The sequence below is a fragment of the Pseudonocardia sp. HH130629-09 genome, from assembly GCF_001294645.1.
In the GTDB taxonomy this organism is placed as follows: domain Bacteria; phylum Actinomycetota; class Actinomycetes; order Mycobacteriales; family Pseudonocardiaceae; genus Pseudonocardia.
In genome coordinates, this window is sequence record NZ_CP011868.1 from 2,607,595 (window position 1) to 2,626,750 (window position 19,156).

At 75.7% G+C, this 19,156-nt stretch carries 17 protein-coding genes; 8 read left to right on the forward strand and 9 right to left on the reverse strand.

The features are described from left to right. Positions 1 to 68 precede the first annotated feature (68 nt). Positions 69 to 824: an SDR family NAD(P)-dependent oxidoreductase gene (locus tag XF36_RS12010; RefSeq protein ID WP_060712048.1), complete on the reverse strand. Its 756-nt coding sequence runs from the start codon at positions 822 to 824 to the stop codon at positions 69 to 71. A 180-nt stretch (positions 825 to 1,004) separates the two neighbouring features. Here XF36_RS12010 and XF36_RS12015 point away from each other — a divergent pair, with 180 nt between their 5' ends. From XF36_RS12015 to XF36_RS12030, 4 genes are all read left to right on the forward strand, one after another. Next, positions 1,005 to 1,643 (forward strand): nicotinamide mononucleotide transporter family protein, encoded by a 639-nt coding sequence (locus XF36_RS12015; RefSeq protein WP_060714630.1) that lies wholly within the window; start codon positions 1,005 to 1,007, stop codon positions 1,641 to 1,643. Positions 1,644 to 1,665: 22 nt separating this feature from the next. Continuing rightward, positions 1,666 to 2,508, forward strand: coding sequence for a shikimate dehydrogenase (locus tag XF36_RS12020; RefSeq protein WP_060712049.1), 843 nt, complete (start codon positions 1,666 to 1,668; stop codon positions 2,506 to 2,508). A gap of 102 nt (positions 2,509 to 2,610) precedes the next feature. Beyond that, positions 2,611 to 3,003 carry a DUF3253 domain-containing protein gene (locus XF36_RS12025; RefSeq protein ID WP_238589230.1) on the forward strand — a complete coding sequence of 131 codons (393 nt, stop codon included), beginning with the start codon at positions 2,611 to 2,613 and terminating at the stop codon, positions 3,001 to 3,003. Between the two features lie 21 nt (positions 3,004 to 3,024). Next, the gene (locus XF36_RS12030; protein WP_064485417.1) at positions 3,025 to 3,828 is read left to right on the forward strand and encodes a methyltransferase domain-containing protein; all 804 of its coding nucleotides are present in this window, start codon (positions 3,025 to 3,027) and stop codon (positions 3,826 to 3,828) included. A 28-nt stretch (positions 3,829 to 3,856) separates the two neighbouring features. Here XF36_RS12030 and XF36_RS12035 read toward each other — a convergent pair whose 3' ends face one another. The 5 genes from XF36_RS12035 to XF36_RS12055 all read right to left on the reverse strand — a co-directional run bounded on the left by XF36_RS12035 (position 3,857) and on the right by XF36_RS12055 (position 10,900). Then, positions 3,857 to 4,459 carry a class I SAM-dependent methyltransferase gene (locus tag XF36_RS12035; protein ID WP_238589231.1) on the reverse strand — a complete coding sequence of 201 codons (603 nt, stop codon included), beginning with the start codon at positions 4,457 to 4,459 and terminating at the stop codon, positions 3,857 to 3,859. 9 nt (positions 4,460 to 4,468) lie between these two features. Further along, complete coding sequence (locus XF36_RS35180; RefSeq protein WP_064485418.1) at positions 4,469 to 6,136, reverse strand: hypothetical protein; 1,668 nt, start codon at positions 6,134 to 6,136, stop codon at positions 4,469 to 4,471. A 258-nt stretch (positions 6,137 to 6,394) separates the two neighbouring features. Then, complete coding sequence (locus tag XF36_RS12045) at positions 6,395 to 6,946, reverse strand: ACT domain-containing protein (RefSeq protein WP_060712051.1); 552 nt, start codon at positions 6,944 to 6,946, stop codon at positions 6,395 to 6,397. 78 nt (positions 6,947 to 7,024) lie between these two features. Beyond that, on the reverse strand, positions 7,025 to 8,707 hold the full coding sequence (gene ilvD, locus XF36_RS12050) for a dihydroxy-acid dehydratase (RefSeq protein WP_060712052.1): 1,683 nt from the start codon (positions 8,705 to 8,707) through the stop codon (positions 7,025 to 7,027). Between the two features lie 258 nt (positions 8,708 to 8,965). Further along, positions 8,966 to 10,900 (reverse strand): DEAD/DEAH box helicase, encoded by a 1,935-nt coding sequence (locus tag XF36_RS12055; RefSeq protein WP_238589232.1) that lies wholly within the window; start codon positions 10,898 to 10,900, stop codon positions 8,966 to 8,968. A 283-nt stretch (positions 10,901 to 11,183) separates the two neighbouring features. Between XF36_RS12055 and XF36_RS12060 the strand changes: the two genes are divergently transcribed. After that, positions 11,184 to 11,933, forward strand: coding sequence for a tyrosine-protein phosphatase (locus XF36_RS12060; RefSeq protein ID WP_064485591.1), 750 nt, complete (start codon positions 11,184 to 11,186; stop codon positions 11,931 to 11,933). Positions 11,934 to 12,015: 82 nt separating this feature from the next. On the opposite strand, the gene XF36_RS12065 is transcribed toward XF36_RS12060, so the two are convergent. Beyond that, positions 12,016 to 14,556 (reverse strand): Tex family protein, encoded by a 2,541-nt coding sequence (locus XF36_RS12065; protein ID WP_060712054.1) that lies wholly within the window; start codon positions 14,554 to 14,556, stop codon positions 12,016 to 12,018. Positions 14,557 to 14,826: 270 nt separating this feature from the next. Between XF36_RS12065 and XF36_RS12070 the strand changes: the two genes are divergently transcribed. Together XF36_RS12070 and XF36_RS12075 are read left to right on the forward strand one after the other, a co-directional pair. Continuing rightward, on the forward strand, positions 14,827 to 15,264 hold the full coding sequence (locus tag XF36_RS12070; RefSeq protein WP_202968513.1) for a hypothetical protein: 438 nt from the start codon (positions 14,827 to 14,829) through the stop codon (positions 15,262 to 15,264). An 11-nt stretch (positions 15,265 to 15,275) separates the two neighbouring features. After that, on the forward strand, positions 15,276 to 16,934 hold the full coding sequence (locus tag XF36_RS12075; protein WP_168169498.1) for a GMC oxidoreductase: 1,659 nt from the start codon (positions 15,276 to 15,278) through the stop codon (positions 16,932 to 16,934). A 103-nt stretch (positions 16,935 to 17,037) separates the two neighbouring features. Here XF36_RS12075 and XF36_RS12080 read toward each other — a convergent pair whose 3' ends face one another. Together XF36_RS12080 and XF36_RS35185 are read right to left on the reverse strand one after the other, a co-directional pair. After that, the gene (locus XF36_RS12080) at positions 17,038 to 17,637 is read right to left on the reverse strand and encodes a cytochrome P450 (RefSeq protein ID WP_060712057.1); all 600 of its coding nucleotides are present in this window, start codon (positions 17,635 to 17,637) and stop codon (positions 17,038 to 17,040) included. Next, positions 17,592 to 17,843, reverse strand: coding sequence for a hypothetical protein (locus XF36_RS35185; RefSeq protein ID WP_060712058.1), 252 nt, complete (start codon positions 17,841 to 17,843; stop codon positions 17,592 to 17,594). Before XF36_RS35185 ends, XF36_RS12080 begins: the two co-directional genes overlap by 46 nt. 120 nt (positions 17,844 to 17,963) lie before the next feature. Between XF36_RS35185 and XF36_RS12090 the strand changes: the two genes are divergently transcribed. Continuing rightward, entirely contained in the window at positions 17,964 to 19,091 is a 1,128-nt protein-coding gene (locus XF36_RS12090) for a YncE family protein (protein ID WP_060712059.1), read from the forward strand. The last annotated feature ends 65 nt before the right edge of the window (positions 19,092 to 19,156 follow it).

The window sequence follows — 19,156 nt, forward strand, 5'->3', positions numbered from 1 at the left end:
AGCCAGGCCACTCCAGGGGAAGTGCCACACGCAGATCGCGGGACACCATTCACCTGTAGATCGTGTTGCTAACGGGGCATCCGCCGCCAGACGGCGCGGGGCAGCAGCCGCAGCCCGAGGAACAGCAGCCGCAGCGTGCCGGGCACCCAGACGTCGGCGTTGCCCCGACCGCGCCGGACCGCGCGCACCGTGGCGTCGGCGACCTGCGCGGGCGTCGACGACAGCGGCGCCGGGCTCATGCCCTCGGTCATCCGGCCGACGACGAACCCCGGGCGGATCAGCACCAGCCGCACCCCGGTGCCGTGCAACGCGTCGGCCAGGCCGGAGGCGAACCCGTCGAGCCCGGCCTTGGCGCTGCCGTAGACGTAGTTGGCGCGCCGCACCCGGACCCCGGCGACCGAGGAGTAGACGACCAGCGTCCCGCTCCCCTGCGCGCGCAGCACCTGAGCCAGCTCGATGAGCAGGTGGACCTGGGCGAGGTAGTCGGTGTGCACGATCGCGGCGGCGTGCGCGGCGTCGGTCTCGGCGCGGGCCTGGTCGCCGAGGATCCCGAACGCGACGACGGCGACGTCGATCCGCCCGTGCCGGGCGGTCACCTCGTCGAGCAGCGGGCGGTGGCGGGCGAGGTCGTCGGCGTCGAAGGCGACGGTGTCCACCGCGGCGCCCGCGGCCCGCACCCGGGCCGCCTCCGTGGTCAGCTCGTCGGGGCGGCGCGCGGCCAGTACGACCGTGTCGGTGTCGCCGGCGGCGAGCCGTTCGGCGACCTCCAGCCCGATCTCGCTGCGACCACCGAGGACCAGGACCGTACGTTCCGAACCACCCACACGGTGCAGCCTCCCACCCGGTGGGGGAGCGTCGTCGCCGTGGGGTCGGACGGGGAGACCCGCTCGACCGAGGGCGGTGTGGGTCCGCTCACACCGGCCCGGGTGGGGATGGGCGGGGACGGCGCCGTCGTTGTGTGCTGTCACGGGGCGTGCCCGCCGCGCTCCGGGAAGGGGACCGTCGTGGACCTCCTGCTGCACCACGGGCTGACCGCGTTCGGGCAGTTCGTGTCGTGGGCCGAGCTCGTCGGGCAGATCGGCGCCATCGCCGTGGTCTTCCTGGCGCGCCGGCGCAGTCTCGCGACCTGGCCGGTGCAGATGGCGGCCTGCGTGCTGCTGTTCACCGTCTACGCCTCGGCACACCTGGGCGGGCTCGCGTTCCGGCAGGTCATCGTGCTGGCCATCTCGGTGTTCGGGCTCGTCGCGTGGCTGCGCAGGCGCGACCCGGTCTACGGGCTCGCGGTGCGCCAGGCGAGCACCGCCCAGCGGCTCGGGCTGGCCGGGCTGCTCGTCGGCGGCACCGTCGTCATGGCGCTGGTCCTCGACGCGCTCGACGCCAGCTGGGCGCCCTGGCCGGACGCCGCGATCTTCGTCGGCACCGCGGTCGCGTTCCTCGCCCAGGCTCTGCGGTTCGTCGAGTTCTGGGTGATCTGGCTGCTGGTCGACGCCGTCGGCGTGCCGTTGCAGCTGGCCTCGGGGCTGTGGTTCTCCGCCGCGGTCTACGTCGTGTTCGCCGGGCTGGTCGTGCACGGCTGGTGGAGCTGGGCGCGGACCCGGCGAACCGTGGCGGCAGCGCAGCGGGAGCGGTCGCGGGCGGTCTGAGCCGCCGCGGGATACTGGCCGGATGAGCACGTCCCCCGTCCGCCGCGCCGCCGTCCTGGGTTCCCCGATCGCCCATTCGCTGTCCCCGGCGCTGCACAACGCCGCCTACACCGCACTCGGGCTGGCCGGCTGGCACTACGACCGGTACGAGGTCGACGAGGCGGGCCTGGCCGGGTTCGTCGCCGGGCTCGGCCCGGAGTGGGCGGGACTGTCGCTGACGATGCCGCTCAAGCGGGTCCTGCTCGACGTCGCCGACCACGTCGCGCCGGGGGCGGCCGCGATCGGCGCCGGCAACACCCTGGTGTTCGAGGGCACCGGCGCGACGGCGCACAACACCGACGTCACCGGGATCGCGCGCTCGCTGCGCGCCGCGGGTGCCGGCGGCGGGCGCGCCGTCGTGCTCGGGGCGGGCGGGACCGCCCAGGCCGCCGTCGCCGCGCTGCACGACATGGAGGTCGACGCCGTCGACGTGCTGGTCCGCGACGCCGGGCGGGCCTCCGCGCTGCGCGGGACCGCCGAGCGGCTCGGCACCGAGGTGACGGTGCACGCGGTGCTGACCGACCCGCCCGCCGCGGCGCGGCTGCTCGAGGGCGCCGACGCGGTCGTCTCCACGCTCCCCGCGGGGGCGGCCGACGCCCTGGCCGGCGCCCGCTGGCGGCCGGGGACCGTGCTGCTCGACGCGGTCTACGCGCCGTGGCCGACGGTCGTCGCGGGCGGCGCGGCGGCGGCCGGCGCGCGGATCGTCTCCGGTCTGGAGATGCTGCTGCAGCAGGCGATCGCGCAGGTCGAGCTCATGACCGGGCGCACCGGCCCGGAAGCCGCCATGCGCGAGGCCCTCGACGCGGCCGTGCTCGCCCGCAGCTGAGGCCCCGGTCCGCGACGGCCGCACCCGCACCCCGCTCCGCGAACCGGGCGCCCGACGACGCTCGGCGAGCGGAGCGCCGCGGGCGCGACGACCATGGGGGTCGTGGAGGAGACGACGGAGGCCGACGACGGGGACCAGGACCGCGGCCGCTCGTGGGGCTGGCACCGGGGGAAGGTCCGTCCGGTCGACACCGAGCTGGAGTCGGCGATCACCGGGCTCCTCTACCGGCGCCGGGGCGGGGCGACGATCTGCCCGTCCGAGGCGGCCCGCGCCGTCGACCCCGACGGCTGGCGCGACCTCATGGAACCGGCGCGGACGGCCGCGCGCCGTCTCGTCGACGCCGGGCGGGTGGAGATCGTGCAGTCCGGCCGGGTGGTGGACCCGTCGACGGCGAAGGGGCCGATCCGGATCCGCCGGGTGCCGGACCGAGCGGCCCGCCCGGCCGAGCGGCGTGCCGGACCGAGCAGAACGCCGGTCGAGAGCAGGGCCGGCTGACGGCGTGCCAGGCTGACCCCCGTGCCCCGCGACACCTACACCCACGGTCATCCGGGCGTCGTCGTCCGGTCGCACGCGGCCCGCACCGCGCAGGACTCGTGCGCCTACCTGCTGGACCGGCTCGCGTCCGGCACCAGCCTGCTCGACGTCGGCTGCGGCCCCGGCAGCATCACCGCCGACCTCGCCGAGCGGGTCGCGCCCGGCCGGGTGCGCGGCGTCGAGGTGGTGCCCGGCCCCCTGGAGCAGGCCCGCGCCGGTGCCGCCGCCCGCGGCCTGGACGTGGAGTTCGTCGTCGACGACGGCTACGCCCTGTCCGACCCGGACGACACCTGGGACATCGTGCACGCCCACCAGGTGCTCCAGCACGTGTCCGACCCGGTCGCGGTGCTGCGGGAGATGGGCCGGGTCGCCCGCCCCGGCGGACTGGTCGCCGCCCGCGACGCCGACTACGCCGGGTTCCACTGGTGGCCGCACGACCCGCGCCTGGACCGCTGGCTGGAGCTGTACCGGGCCGTCGCCCGCGGCAACGACGCCGAGCCCGACGCCGGACGGCGGCTGCTCGGCTGGGCGCACGCGGCCGGGTTCACCGAGGTGACACCGTCGGCGTCGGTCTGGTGCCACGCGACCCCGCAGGCCCGCGCCGCCTGGGGCGGGATGTGGGCCGACCGCATCCACACCGGGGTCGGCCGGATGGCCGTCGACCGCGGGCTGGCCGAGGAGTCCGAGCTGGCGGACATCTCGGCGGCGTGGCGGGCGTGGGCCGCGCACCCGGACGGCTGGCTGGTGATCCCGCACGGCGAGATCCTCGCCCGGGTGCCCGGCTGAGCGGGGCCGGCCGGGCGGCCGACGGGGTTCAGTCGCGGCGGTGCAGCGCGACGACGTAGTCGCCCCCCGACCACGGCACGCGGTCCCAGGTGGCCCAGCGCGCGACCGGCACGAGTCCGGCGGCGGCGCACCACGCGTCGTGGTCGTCGGGGGTCGGCCAGCCCGGCTGCGTCGCGAACCCGGCGAGCAGCAGCCCGCCGGCGCGCAGGTGCGCCGCGCACCCGGCGACCACCCCGGCACGGTCGGTCGCGTACGGGATCACGTTGCCCGCGAGCACCACCAGCGCGAACCGGTCAGGCAGGTCGAGGTGCTCCAGGCCGGTGGCGACCCAGCGCAGCGCGGGCGCCTTGGCCCGGGCCGCGGCGATCATGTCCGGGTCGGGGTCGACGCCGGTGACGGCGATCCCGCGCCGGTCCAGCTCGATCGCGACGCGGCCGGTGCCGCAGCCGCCGTCGAGCACGGGACCGCCGCCGCACAGGGCGGTGACCAGGTCGGCCTCGCCGTGCGGGTCCTCCCCCGCCGCGGCCATCGCCGCCCACTTGCGGTCGTAGTCGGTGAGGTCGACGCGGTCCTTCCAGGAGGCCCAGTCGTCGGGCAGGTTCCCGGGGTCGAGCGTGCGGTCGTCGGACACTCCGACAGGCTAGACGGGGACTCCGGCGGCGAGCCGCCGCCGCAGCCACCGGCCCAGCCCGCGGCGGCGGTGCAGCGGGTGCACCACCACGACGGTCTCCGCACCGGTGTCCGGCGCGGTGAGCCGCGCCGCGACGGCGACGAGGTCCCCCGCCCGCGAGCGCAGCAGCAGGCAGCGCCCGCCGGGTGGGAGCAGCACCGAGCGCAGGTCGGCGTCGGTCCAGGTGGTCGTGGCCTCCGGCGACCCCGCGACGCAGGTGCGCAGCAGCGTCGCGAGCTCGGCGGTCTCGGCGCCGGTCGCCGGGGTCGCGGTGAGCGCGTCACCGTCGTCGAGGAGCAGCTCACCGACCGGGCCTGCCGCGCCCGCGCGCAGGAACGCCTCGGCCCGGGCCCGCTCGGTGACGGTGAACGGCGCCCAGCCCCGGCGCGCGACGAGCGGGGTGCCGTCCGGGCCGGTCAGCTCCAGCACGTGGGTTCCGGTCGCCGGACCGGCGACGACGTCGTCGGCGTGCAGCAGCGCGGCGAGGGCCTCGCGCAGCCCGTCCGGGGTGCGGGACGCCGCGACGAGGTCGAGCGCCCGGGTGGGGGTGTCGACGAGCTCGTGCGGATCGGCCGGGGTGACCCGCACGGTGTCCGGGGCGGAGCCGCGCAGCCGTCGCCGGATCACCCGGGAGAGCCGCTCGGCGGTGACCGGGCCGCCGACCAGCATCTCGTCGACCACCCACCCCGCGTCCTGGGCGTGCACCGACAGGGACAGGATGTTGCCGCCGACCTCGGCGACGGCTGCGGTGAGCCGCGCCAGCGCTCCGGACTCGTCGGGCAGCCGGACCCGGACCTTGTGCAGCTCCGGTGCCCCGACCACCCGCAGCACCGTCGGCTCCGGCAGCGCCGGGGCCGCCTCCGACGGCACCGGGGTCTCCGATGGCGCCGCCACGGCGGGGCGCCCCTCGACGAGCGTCTGACCCGGCCCGACGGCGTCACGACCGACCGCGCGCAGCGCAGCCCACACCGTCACCTGGTTCGCGGTGAGGACGGGCTTGCCGAGCTCGCGTTCGAGGCCGGCGACGGCGTCGTAGGTGGCGAGGTTGGTGCAGGAGACGAACACCGCCTGCGCGTCGGGGTGATCGGCGGCACGCACGGCGGCGGCGACGTCGTCGGCGCGGACCTGCCAGATCCCACCGAGCAGGCCCAGGCCGTGCCGGGCGACGGTGGCGACGCCGTGCTCGGCGAGGAAACCGGCGAGCAGGTCGGTGAGGTCGTCGACGTAGGGCGTGGCGACGGCGAGCCGGGTCACGCCCAGCTCGGCGCAGGCCGTGACGAGCGCTCCGGCCGTGGTGACCGCCGCCGGGGCGCCCGCGTCGAGGACCGCGGCACGCAGTGCCCGCTCCCCCGCGGCGCCGTCGACGAAGCTGCCAGAGGTGCACGAGTACGCGACGACGCCGGGCCCGGGTGTCAGGACCTCGCGCACCGCGGTCCGCACCATGGCCGGGTCCGAGATCAGCCGGGCCTGTCCGGCGTCGGCCGGGGTCTCGACGAACGGGGTGCGCGTGAGGTGCAGCGTCGCCCCCTCGGGGACCCAGCGCCACATCTCGTGGTCCAGCGCGAAGTCGTAGGGCACGACCACCCCGACGCCGCACCGCGACGTCCCCTGCTGCTGCTCGTCCATGCCGGCCTCCACGCCGATGACGATCGCCGTCGTGGGTTGCGGCGGCGGGTCACCTGTGTTTCACGATGATGAGGACGCCGCCGGAGGCCGTGCGTTCCGTCCCGCCGTGGGCGGTGTGGAGGTCGTGCCCAGTTCTCGGATGTCCTGCGCGCAGGATGCAGCGCCGCGGACGCGGTCACAAGCGTGCGCGACGGCCGTCGGCGCCGACCGGTGTCGGCACGTCGCCGAGCGCGGTGCCCGACCGGGAGCGTGCGCGGTGCTGTCGTGCCGTCAGGCCGTCGGCCGGCCGGGCGGGTCGGACTCGGGGCGCGTGGCGACCGCCCGCAGGAACGCCTCGGCCCTGGCGACCTCGGTCACGGTGAACGGCGCCGCCCGGCGGGCGACGATCCGGGTGCCGTCGGCAGCGCACAGCTCGATGTCGTGCTCGTCGCGGGCCCCGGGGTCGTCCGGGCCCGGGGTGCGGACCGACGCGGCGCCGAGCAGCGCCGCGACGCCGTCGGCCGCCGTCCGGCCCGCCGCGACCAGGTCGAGCGCCCGGGTCGGCGGGTCGACCAGGTCGTGCGGGTCGGCCGGCAGCACCATGACCCCGCCGCCGGTGACCGCGTCGCAGATCGCGACCGACAGCTCCCCGACACTGCACGGCCCCGACACCAGCAGCTCGTCGACGACCGAGCGGGCGTCCTGGCCGTGCACCGACAGGGCGAGGATGTTGCAGTCCACCGCGGCCAGGGCCGCGGTGAGGCGGGCCAGGGCGCCCGGTTCGTCGGGCAGCCGCACCCGTACCCGGTAGAGGCCGTTCACGGTCCCGGCATCGGTGCTCATCCCCACCAGCGTCCGTCACCGATGTTGCGAATCCGTGTCGGCGCGATGTCGGCCGGGTCGCGACGGCGCTCGCGCGGGTCAGCCGCAGACCGCCCCGTCGGCCGCCGAGGAGACGAGCTTCGCGTACTTGCCGAGCACCCCGCGCCGGTTCGTCGGCTCGGGGCACGTCCACCCCGCGCGACGCCGCTCCAGCTCGGCGGGCTCGACGCCGATGTCGATCGTGCGGGCCTTCATGTCCAGGGTGATCGTGTCCCCGTCGTGGACGAGCGCGATCGGTCCGCCGTCGGCGGCCTCGGGCGCGACGTGCCCGACGCACAGCCCGGTCGTCGCCCCGGAGAAGCGGCCGTCGGTGACCAGCAGGACCTCCTTGCCGAGGCCCGCGCCCTTGATCCGCCCGGTGACGGCCAGCATCTCCCGCATCCCGGGTCCGCCGCGGGGGCCCTCGTAGCGGATCAGGACGATCGTGCCGGGCCCGATCTCGCCGGCGTCGACGGCGTCGAGCGCGCCCTGCTCGCCGTCGAAGACGCGGGCGGTGCCGGTGAAGGTGGTGGCGTCGAACCCCGCGGACTTGACCACCGCGCCGTCGGGTGCGAGCGAGCCGCGCAGGATCGTGAGCCCGCCGGTGGGGTGGATCGGGTTCGCGAGGTCGTGGATGACCGAGCCGTCGAGGCCGGGCGGGTCGAGCTCGGCGAGGTTCTCCGCGACCGTGGCGCCGGTGACGGTGCGGGCGTCGCCGTGGATCAGGCCGGCGTCGAGCAGGGCCTTCATCACCACCGGCACGCCTCCGACCTGGTCGACGGCGTACATCAGGTGCCGCCCGAACGGCTTGACGTCGGCCAGGTGCGGGATCCGGTCGCCGACGGTGTTGAAGTCGTCCAGGGTCAGCGGCACCTCGGCCTCGCGGGCGATGGCGAGCAGGTGCAGCACCGCGTTGGTGGACCCGCCGAAGGCCATGACGACGGCGATCGCGTTCTCGAAGGCCTCGCGGGTCAGGATCGACCGTGCGGTGAGCCCCTTCGCGATCATCCCGACCGCGGCCTCGCCGGAGGCCCTGGCGACACCGTCGCGGCGCCGGTCCACCGCGGGCGGGCTGGCCGAGCCGGGCAGCGCCATCCCGAGCGCCTCGGCCGCCGCGGCCATCGTGTTCGCGGTGTAGAAGCCGCCGCACGCCCCCTCCCCCGGGCACATCGCGCGTTCCAGGGTGTCGAGCTCGTCGGGGGTGATCAGGCCGCGGGCGCAGGCGCCGATGCCCTCGAAGGCGTCACCGATGTTGACCTCCCGGTCGCCGACCCGGCCCGGCATGATCGATCCGGCGTAGACGAACACCCCGGCGAGGTCGAGCCGGGCCGCGGCCATCAGCATCCCGGGCAGCGACTTGTCGCAGCCCGCCAGGAGCACCGTCCCGTCGAGCCGCTCGGCCTCGACGACGGTCTCCACCGAGTCGGCGATGATCTCCCGGCTCACCAGCGAGTAGTGCATGCCCCGGTGCCCCATGGAGATGGCGTCGGAGACCGAGATCGTGCCGAACTCCAGCGGGTAGCCGCCCGCGGTGTGCACGCCCTCCTTCGCCGCGGTCGCGAGCCGTTGCAGCGACAGGTTGCACGGGGTGATCTCGTTCCAGGACGAGGCGATGCCGATCTGGGGCTTGGCGAAGTCGTCGTCGCGCATGCCGACCGCGCGCAGCATGCTGCGGGCGGCGGTGGCACCGATGCCGTCGGTGACCTGGTGACTGCGGGGCTTGCGGGAACTGGTGGTGGTCATGCGCGCTCCTCGGCCGGACTCCGGTGGTCGGGACGGGGCCGATCCTGCCGCAGATCGCCGGTGCAGGCCCGGCGGCATCACCTCCCACGGGGGGCCACCGGGACCCCGGCTCCGCGGGCTGCCTGACGATGCGGGACCAGGACGCGACGGTCTTCCTCGGCACGCTCCGCCACGGTGACCGGGGTGAGGCGGCCGGCCCCCCACCGACGACAGGGGCCCCGCGCGGATCGCGCGGGGCCCCTGTCGTGTGTGCCGGGTCTAGCGGGCGCCGGCGTTGTCCCGGTCGCGACGCACGTTGGCCTTGCGGCCCTTCAGCGTCGTCGCACCGCGCAGCGAGCGCAGCACGTCGTCCGCGGCGTGCTCGGGCACCTCGACCAGCGAGTGGCGCTCGTGGATCTGGATGGCGCCGATGTCGCGGCCGGACAGCCGGGACTCGTTCGCCAGCGCACCCACGATGTCCTGCGGGCGCACACCGGAGGCACGGCCCGCCGAGACGAACAGGCGTGTCGCACCGGCCTTCGGCGGACGGGCACCCTGACCGCGGGCACCGGTCGGACGACCGTCGCGGTCGCGGCGCGGGCCACGGTCACCGGGGCCGCTGTCGCGGCCACCGCGCGAGCGGACCTGCGGGATCTCGATCTCGTCGTCCGGCACCGAGTTGCCGGCGCGGGCGATCCGGATCGCCGCGGCGGCGATCGAGGCGAGGTCGTGGTCGCGGGCCAGCTCGACGACGAGCTGCTCCACGCCGTCCTGCGGCGGGGTGTCGGCGTCCTGACCGGCCTGCTCGCGCAGGGCCAGCGCGGTGCGGGCGAGCCGCACGGTGCGCAGGTCCTCCGGCGAGGGCACCGGCGCGCTGGGCACCGACGCACCGATGAGGCGCTCGATGTTGCGCAGGTGCCGCACCGACCCCGGGGTGACCAGGGTGATCGCGACGCCCTCGCGGCCCGCGCGGCCGACCCGGCCGATGCGGTGCACGTAGGACTCCGGCGACGACGGGACGTCGTGGTTGACCACGTGGGTGAGCGAGTCGATGTCGAGACCACGGGCCGCGACGTCGGTGGCGACCAGCAGCTCGGTGCGGCCGGCGCGCAGGCGCTCGACGACCCGGGTGCGGTGCTCCTGGTCCATGCCGCCGTGTAGCGCCTCGGCGCGCAGCCCGCGCGCGGTCAGCGTCTCGGTGACGGCGTCGACGTCGGCGCGGGTGCGGCAGAACACGATCGCCGCGGTCGGCTGCTCCATCTCGAGCACCCGGCCCAGCGCGACGGTGACGTGGCTGCGCGGCACGTGGTAGGCGGTCTGGCGGACCCGCGGGGCCTCGCCCTCGGGCGTGGCCTCCTTCTTGATCCGGATGTCGGCCGGGTCGCTCAGGTGGGTCCGCGCGAGGCTCTGGATGCGGCCCGGCATGGTCGCGGAGAACAGCACGGTCTGGCGGCCCCGCGGCGTGGCGCCGAGGATCGTCTCGATGTCCTCGACGAAGCCCATGTCGAGCATCTCGTCGGCCTCGTCCAGGACGGCGACCTCGATCGCGTCCAGCGCGAGGGCACCGCGGTTGACCAGGTCGATCGCCCGGCCCGGGGTGGCGACGACGATGTCGACACCGCGACGGAGCTGGCCCAGCTGGGGGCCGATGGGCGCGCCGCCGTAGACGCAGGCGACCGAGGCACCGAGCGCGGCGCCGTACTTGGAGACCGCGTCGCCGACCTGCATGGCCAGCTCACGGGTCGGGGCGAGCACCAGGCCGAAGGGCTTGGCGCCGCGGGAGCGGGAGGTGCGGCCGTCGGCGAGGCGCTGCAGCATCGGCAGCGAGAACGCGGCGGTCTTGCCGGTACCGGTGGCGGCCTGGCCCAGCAGGTCGCGCCCGGCGATCAGCGGGCCGATCGCGGCGGCCTGGATCGGGCTCGGCGAGGCGTAGCCCAGCTTCTCGAGGGTGTCGAGCAGCTGGGGCGCGAGGCCCAGGCCGGCGAAGGTCGGGCCGGCGGGGGTGTCGTCGACGGGCTCGTCGGTACGGTCCTCGGTGCGCTCGTCCTCGGCGACCTCGTCCGAGGAGGTGTGCTCCTCGACGGCGGTCGCATCGGGGGTGGCGGCGACCTCGGTGTCGAGCTCGGCGGTGTCGGTGTCCGTCATGGCGGCGGAAGTGGTGATCTCGTCTCCGGAGTCGTTCAGGTCGGGGTGCTGGTCCAGCAGAATGGTCACTCGGTCCTCAAATGGCGTGCGCAGGGGGTGCGCTGTGTCGTCGGGCGGCTCTCGCCCGCTCTCCCAGCCCGCCAGGCCCGCGTGCGGCATCTCGATCCAGATGATGTGCCGGTGAACCCAGACCTCCGGGGCTCGCGGCCGTGCGTCATCGCCTACGGCCGTCGATCGACCAGTGTGCCATGTCCCGGCGCGACGCGTGCGCCGGGTCCGGGTGACCGACGCCACCGATGCCCCTGGTCACGCCCCCCGGCGCGGCCACGGCGAGATCACCCACCCTGGTCGGGTGACGGCATTCCTCTCCGGCGCGGCGACCCGGCGCCCGGCGAACCTGCGTGATCTCGGCGGTCTCCGCACGACGGACGGCTACCGGGTACGGCGCGGGGTGCTCTACCGGTCCGACGCCCCCCGCCCCGGCGACCCCCACGACGCCCGGGCCCTCGACCTGCCCGACGGCTCCCCGTGGCCGCCGCGGACCGTCGTCGACCTGCGCTCGGCGGCGGAGACAGGCGAGCCGCACCCGCTCGCCGACATCGCCGACGTCCGGCCGGTCCCGCTCGGCTCGTCGCCGACCCCGGCGCGGGTCGCGACGGCCGCCGCCGGCCAGGACGGGCTCGAGTGGGCCTACCGGCTGCTGGCGTCGGAGGCCGGCGCCGAGCTGGCCGGGATCGTGCGGACCGTCGCCGACGCGCCCGCCCCCGTCCTCGTGCACTGCGCCACGGGCAAGGACCGCACCGGGATCGTGGTCGGGGTGCTGCTGGCCGTGCTGGACGTGCCGCGCGCAACGATCGTCGCGGACTACCTGCGCACCAACGAGGTCCTGCCGACCCTGTGGGACCGGCTGCGCGGCTGGGGACAGCCCGAGCCCGACCACGAGGCGTTGCTCGGGGTGGACGCCGCCGCCCTGGAGGCCGTGCTCGACGACCTCGACGCCCACCCCGGCGGACCAGCGGGCCGGCTGCGCAGCTGGGGCGTGACCGACGACGACCTGCGCCGCCTCGCCGAGCGGCTGCTGGAACCGGACCTCCCCCGCTGACCCCGCCCACACCCCTCTCCTACGAACAGACCCCTCGTACGCACCGCGCGTACGAGGGGTCTGTTCGTGCGAGGGCGCGGGGTCAGGACTTCCCGAAGCCCGCCTTGCGCAGTGCCTCGGCCATCGCGTCGTTGACGGGACCGCGGTCCTGGCGACCGCCGGAGCCGCCGCGACCGCCCTGCCCGGCGGAGCCACCACGGCCGGCGCCCTCGCCACCACGCCCGCCGTCGCGTCCGCCCCGGCCACGGTCACCGCCGCCCTGACCGCGTCCGACACCCTGGCCGCGTCCGCCGCCCTGGCCACCGCCCGGACCGCGCCCGCCGTGCTCGCCGCCGTCGCGGCCACGGCCACCCTGGCCGGATCCCTGGCCACCGCCCTGGCCCTGGCCGGGCCCGCGGGACCGGCCGCCGCGTTCCCCGGCGCCGGGCTCGTCGTCCAGCCGCAGGGTCAGCGAGATCCGCTTGCGGGCCTCGTCGACCTCCAGGACCTTCACCTTGACCACGTCACCGGACTTCGCGACGTCGCGCGGGTCGGACACGAAGTCCTTGCTCATCGCGCTCACGTGCACGAGGCCGTCCTGGTGCACCCCGACGTCGACGAACGCGCCGAACGCGGCCACGTTGGTGACGACGCCCTCCAGCAGCATCCCCGGTCGCAGGTCGGAGATCTTGTGAACGCCCTCGGCGAAGGTCGCGGTCCGGAACGCCGGACGCGGGTCGCGGCCGGGCTTCTCCAGCTCGGCCAGGATGTCGGTGACGGTCGGGAGCCCGACGGTGTCGTCGACGTAGTCCTTGGGCTTGATCTGGTGCAGCCGCGCGGCGTTGCCCATCAGCGCGGACACGTCCAGCGTCGTGCGCTCCACCATCCTGCGCACGACCGGGTAGGATTCGGGGTGCACACCGGTCACGTCCAGCGGCTCGTCGCCGCCGCGGATGCGCAGGAAGCCAGCGCACTGCTCGAACGCCTTGGGCCCGAGCCTCGCGACGCCGGTCAGTGCGGTCCGGTTCCGGAACGGGCCGTTCTCGTCGCGGTGGGCGACGATCGCGGCGGCGAGGGACTCGGAGATGCCCGAGACCCGGCGCAGCAGCGGCGCGGACGCGGAGTTCACGTCCACCCCGACGGCGTTCACACAGTCCTCGACGACCGCGTCGAGCGACCGCGACAGCGACGACTCGGGCAGGTCGTGCTGGTACTGCCCGACCCCGATCGACTTCGGGTCGATCTTGACCAGCTCCGCGAGCGGGTCCTGCAGCCGCCGGGCGATCGACACCGCGCCGCGCAGCGAGACGTCCATCTCGGGCAGCTCGGCCGAGGCGTAGGCCGACGCCGAGTACACCGACGCGCCGGCCTCGGACACCGTCACCTTGGTCAGCTTCAGGCCCGGGTTGGCCGCGATCAGCTCACCGGCCAGCGCGTCGGTCTCGCGCGAGGCGGTGCCGTTGCCGATCGCGATCAGCTCGACCGCGTGCTTCGTGCACAGCGCCGCCAGGGTCCTCAGCGACCCGGCGCGGTCCCTGCGGGGCTCGTGCGGGTAGACCACCGCGGTGTCGACGACCTTGCCGGTCGCGTCGACGACGGCGACCTTGACCCCGGTGCGCAGGCCCGGGTCGAGGCCCAGGGTCGCGCGGGTGCCCGCGGGGGCGGCGAGCAGGAGGTCGCGCAGGTTCGCCGCGAACACCCCGATCGCACCCTCCTCGGCGGCGATGCGCAGCCGGACCCGGATGTCGATGCCGAGCGCGGTGAGCAGCCGGGTCCGCCAGGCCCAACGGACGACGCCGAGCAGCCACACGTCGCCGGGACGGCCACGGTCGGCGATGCCGTACTCGGCGGCGATCAGCGCCTCGTAAGGGTTCGGCTCGTCGTCGGCGACGCCGGCGTCGAGGGTGACGTCGAGCGCCTCCTCGGACTCGCCGCGGAAGGCCGCGAGGATCCGGTGCGACGGCAACGTCGTGAACTTCTCGGCGAAGGCGAAGTAGTCCGAGAACTTCGCCGCGGCCGGGTCGTTCTCCTTGCCCTCGCGGACCGTGGTGACCAGCCTGCCGTGGGTCCACATCCGCTCGCGCAGGCCGCCGACGAGGTCGGCGTTCTCACCGATCCGCTCGACCAGGATCGACCGGGCGCCCTCCAGCGCGGCGCCGGCGTCGGCGACCTCGCCGGTCACGTAGCCCGAGGCGGTCTCGTGCGGGTCGAGCGTCGGGTCGGCGAGCAGCGCGTCGGCCAGCGGCTCCAGGCCCTGCTCTCGGGCGATCATCGCCTTGGTGCGGCGCTTGGGCTTGTAGGGCAGGTAGATGTCCTCGAGCCGGGCCTTGGACTCGGCGGCGAGGATGGTGACCTCGAGGGCCTCGTCGAGCTTGCCCTGCGAGCGGATGGAGTCGAGGACGACGGTGCGCCGCTCCTCCAGCTCCCGCAGGTAGCGCAGCCGCTCCTCCAGGGTACGGAGCTGGGCGTCGTCGAGTCCGCCGGTCGCCTCCTTGCGGTACCGCGCGACGAACGGGACCGTCGAGCCCTCGTCCAGCAGGGCCACCGCGGCCCCGACCTGGTCCGGCCGGGCGCCGAGTTCGTCGGCGATGCGCTGGTTGATCGAGCGGTGCTGCTGGACGTCCGGGGGTGCCGTTCCTGTCACCGCCCCATCGTCGCGAACGGTGTCGCGGGCGCCATCGCCGGGTGGGGGTCGGGCCCGCGCCCGTCCGGACGGGCGCCTCCGGAACCACGGACAAGTGTCCGACATGCGATGGAGAACCCGGTCGGTGAGCGCCCGCTCACCCGTGCCAGACTTCCGTCGTGACCCGCTGTGGATCATGGCCCGCCCGCGGGCCCGGGTCCCGCCACGTCGTCCCCGACCGCTCCCCAGGTCCCGGAGGTTCCCGTGAGATTGCTCGGTCCAGTGCAGTCCGTGCTCGTCGGAGTGGTCGTCGCAGTGGTCATCGGCGTGGTCGCAGCCGGGGCGGGTGCGGGGGTCGCGTCCGCGTCCACCTGTGACGACGCCTGCCGGGTCGACGGGGCCCGCGCCTACGTGGCCGCGCTCGTCGACCACGACCCCTCCGCGGTGCCGTTCCACCCGGCCGCGACCCGGGTCGAGGCGGGGCTGCCGACCGGGTTCTCCGGCGACCAGCTGCGCGCCGACCTGCGGTACGGCCCGCAGTACCGGATCATCCGCGGCGTCTCCGACGAGACCTACCGCGTGCGCGAGGACGGCGTCGTGGTCGCGGACTTCACCCTGTCCGTCGGGGTGGGGCCCGTCGGCCTGACGACCGCGCGGGTGCACGAGACCTTCCGCTACGAGAGCGGCCTGATCCGCGAGATCGTCGCCGACATCCGGATCGGGGGCTGACCGGCATGCGGGTGACCAGCCGCCGGGGTTTCCTGACCGGTGCCGCGCTCGGCGCCGCCGCGCTGGGCGCCGCCGGGACCGCGAACGCCGCGCCAGCCCTGCTGCGCCGGGACGTGACCGCGATGTCCGCTCCGGCCGTCGTCGTCGGGAGCGGGCTCGGCGGGTCGATCGCCGCGGCCCGGCTCGCCGAGGCGGGCGTGCGCACCCTGGTCCTCGAACGCGGCCGCCGCTGGACCACCCCGGCCGCCGACACGTTCCCACCGTTCCTGCGCCCGGACCGTCGCTCGTCGTGGCTGACGCCCGCGCCGGTGTTCCCCGGCCAGCCACCGACGCTGTACAAGCCCTACACCGGGCTGTTCGAGAAGGTGTCCGGGCGTGGGATGAGCGTGCTCTGCGGGGCCGGGGTGGGCGGATCGACCCTGGTCTACGCCGGAGTCTGGATCCGGCCGGACGCGGCGGTGTTCTCCGCGGCGATCCCGGGCATCGACCACGACGAGCTCGCCGCGGTCCACTACCCGCGCGCGGCCGCCCGGGTCGGGGTCTCCCCGATCCCCGACGACGTCCTGACCCACCCCGCGCACGTCGGCACCCGACTGTTCCTGGAACAGGCCCGCCGCGCGGGACTGACGGCGCAGCTGCTGCCCAACGCCACCGACTGGGACGTCGTGCGCGCCGAGTTCGCCGGGCGTGCGACCCCGTCGATGTCGGTCGGCGAGTACTTCTCCGGGGTCAACTCCGGGGCGCGGCTGTCGTCGGACAAGAACTACCTGCGCGACGCCGAGGCCTCCGGTCTGGTCACCGTCGCCCCGCTGCACCGGGTCACCGACCTGCACGCGCTCGGCGGCGGCCGCTACCGGCTCGACGTCGAGCGGATCGACACCGACGGCGTCGTGCAGGAGCGGATCGCGCTCACCACCGGCGCGGTGTTCCTCGCCGCTGGGTCGACCGGCACCTCCCGGCTGCTCGTACGGGCCCGCGAGACCGGGACGCTGCCCGACCTCACCGCCGACGCCGGCCGGTTCTGGGGCAACAACGGCGACCGCATCCAGCTGCGCGTCGGTGTCCCCGAGCCCGCGGGCGGACCGCAGGCCGGACCGATGGCGGCCAGCATCCGCCCGCCCACCGACGACCGCGCCGAGGCGGTCACGCTCACCTTCGGTCCCGCGCCGCTGCCGTTCGACATCCGGGCGATGTCGCTGCCCGGGTTCGGGGCCTGCGACCCGGTGGGCGAGTTCCGTTTCGACACCGCCACCGGCCAGGCCGTCCTGCACTGGCCCACCGACGGCGACGCCGACGCCCAGCGCACCGTCCGCGACCTCACCCAGCGGTTGATCGCGCCCGACGCCCCGCTCGGCGTCGGGCTGGGCCGGACCGTGTCCGGCCTGGCCGCGCAGCTGCCGGCGGGCCTGTCCGGGCTGGTCGCCCGCGCCGCGGACGCCCCGACCGGGGTGCTCGACCTGGGCACCCTGGACCCGGTGACGTGGCACCCCCTGGGCGGCGCGGTCCTGGGCCGGGTCACCGACGACCGCGGGCGTGTCACCGGGCGCCCGGGGCTGCACGTCGTCGACGGGGCGCTGGTGCCGGGGTCGACCGGCAGCACCAACCCGTCCTGGACGATCGCCGCGATCGTGGAGCGGGCGATGGACGGGATCCTCCGCGACGGCCTCTGACCGCCGCGCCCGCCGCCGGTCGCGGCACCCCGCCGCCGGCCGTGGCACCGGGCGCCACGCGAGGTCAGCGGGTGCCGCGATCTCCGGTCACGAGGTCACCAGGTCACCAGGTCACCGGCAGCGACCGCACTCCCCCGGTGACCTGCTCGGTCCGCACCTCCAGCTCCTCCTGGTCGACGGCGAGGCGCAGCGCGGGCAGCCGCCGGAACAGCCGCGCGAACACCGTCGCGAGCTCGGTGCGCGCCAGGCTCGCGCCGATGCAGAAGTGGCCGCCGTAGCCGAAGGACACGTGCGGGTTGGGCCGGCGGGTCGGGTCGAAGGCGTCGCGGCGGGCGGGGTCGGTCAGGAGCAGGAGGACGCCGAGGTCGATCCGTCCGACGGTCGTCTCGTGCCCGGCGAACAGCAGCGCGGCGGCGAGCCGGGTCATCTCCTCCTCGCCGAAGTCCGCGTCCTGCTCGCGGGCACGGACGAGGTCGGTGACGACGTCCTCCCCCGGCAGCGCACGCTTGGCATCCGCCAGGCGGCCCAGGTAGGCGCGGAACTCCCCCATCGCGACGTCGGCGTCGCCACCGGAGCGGATCGTGGCGACCCGCTCGGACAGCCCGTGGAAGTAGCCGCGGTCGGCGAACGGCACCCCGAGCAGCTCGCAGATGACCATCACCGGCAGCGGGAACGCGAGGTGGGCGTGCAGGTCGGCGACCACGTCGGCGAGCTCGTCGACGGGTGTCTCGACGGGTCGGCGAACAGGGCACGTGCCTCGGCGTGCCGGGTTACCAGCCAGGCCGGGTCACCGACCGGGGTGCGCACCGGGACGACCGGGCCCTCGCGGCGCAGCACGGCGTAGAGCGGGGCGACGTCGATGATGTTCGGACGGTCGAAGGGCAGCTGCGGGGGCTCGGTGGTCGTCACGGTGACACTCCTTCGTGCGCACGGCCTGCGAGCATGTAACGGTAGCCGACTATCGTTTCACTGCGCAAGACGATCTCCGGCCGACGCGCGGCCCCCGGCCCGGCCGACGATGCTGGGGAGATGGCGACAGTCGGACGCACGACCCGTGGGGCGCCGGCCGTCCCGGCGCCCCCGGCGCTCCTGACCCCGGCGCTCCTGACCCTGGCGCTCCTGACCCTGGCGCTCCTGACCACGGCGCTCCTGGCGGTGAGCTGTGCGGCCCCGCCTGCCGACACACCGGCGGCGCCGGGGCGGGCGGGCACCCCGGTGCGTTTCGCCGAGCCGCTGCCGCCGCCGGCCGAGCCGGGCGTCGCGCCCCCGGTGACCGGCACCCCGCCCGGGCGGATCGTCGCGGTCGGGGCGGTCCCGGAGGGCATCGTCGCCGACGGGCCGACGCGGCGCGTCGCGGTCGGGGTGCGCCGGCCCGACCGGCTCGTGCTGCTCGACGCCGACACCGCCGCCGTCGCCGGGCGGGTGCCGCTGCCGGGCGTGCTGCGTCACCTGCAGCTCGCCGGGCCGGGCGGGCCGGTGCTGGTCCCGAGCGAGAGCGCGAACGGCCTGCTGCGCGTCTCGCTCCCGGACGGCCGGCTGTCCTCCGAGGTCATGACCGGCCCGATGGCCCACGACGCGACCGAGACCGCGGCCGGGACCGTGTTCGTCGCCAACGAGGCGGGTGGCAGCGTGTCCGTGGTCCGCGGGGACCGGGTGGTGCGACAGCTGACCGACGTCACCCAGCCCGCCGGGCTCGCCCCGGCCGGGGACCGGGTGGGACTCGTCGACGTCCGCGAGAACACCCTCACCGTCTACGACGCCGCGACCGGCGACGGGATTCGCGAGCTCCCGGCCGGGGACGGCCCGACCCACCTGGTCGCCGACCGGCACGGCCGCCTGATCGCGACAGACACCCGGGGCGGGCACCTGATCGTCGTCGACCCGGCGGGCACCCCGGCCGAGGTCGGACGGGTGGACCTGCCCGGGGAGCCCTACGGCATCGCCTACGACCCGGTCCGCGACCGCGTGTGGGTCACCGCCACCGGGGCGAACCTGCTCGTCGGCTACGACATGACCGAGCCGACGCCGCGGGAGGTCGCCCGGATCCCCACCGTGCGCCAGCCGAACACGGTCGCCGTCGACCCGGACACCGGGCGGCTGTTCGTCACCGGCACCGCCGACGGCGTCGTCCAGGTCGTCGACGGGCCCGCCTCGTAGCCCGACGCGACGAGCGCCGGACGGCACGGGTGGAACCCGCTCCCCTCGATCATCGACGGTCTGTC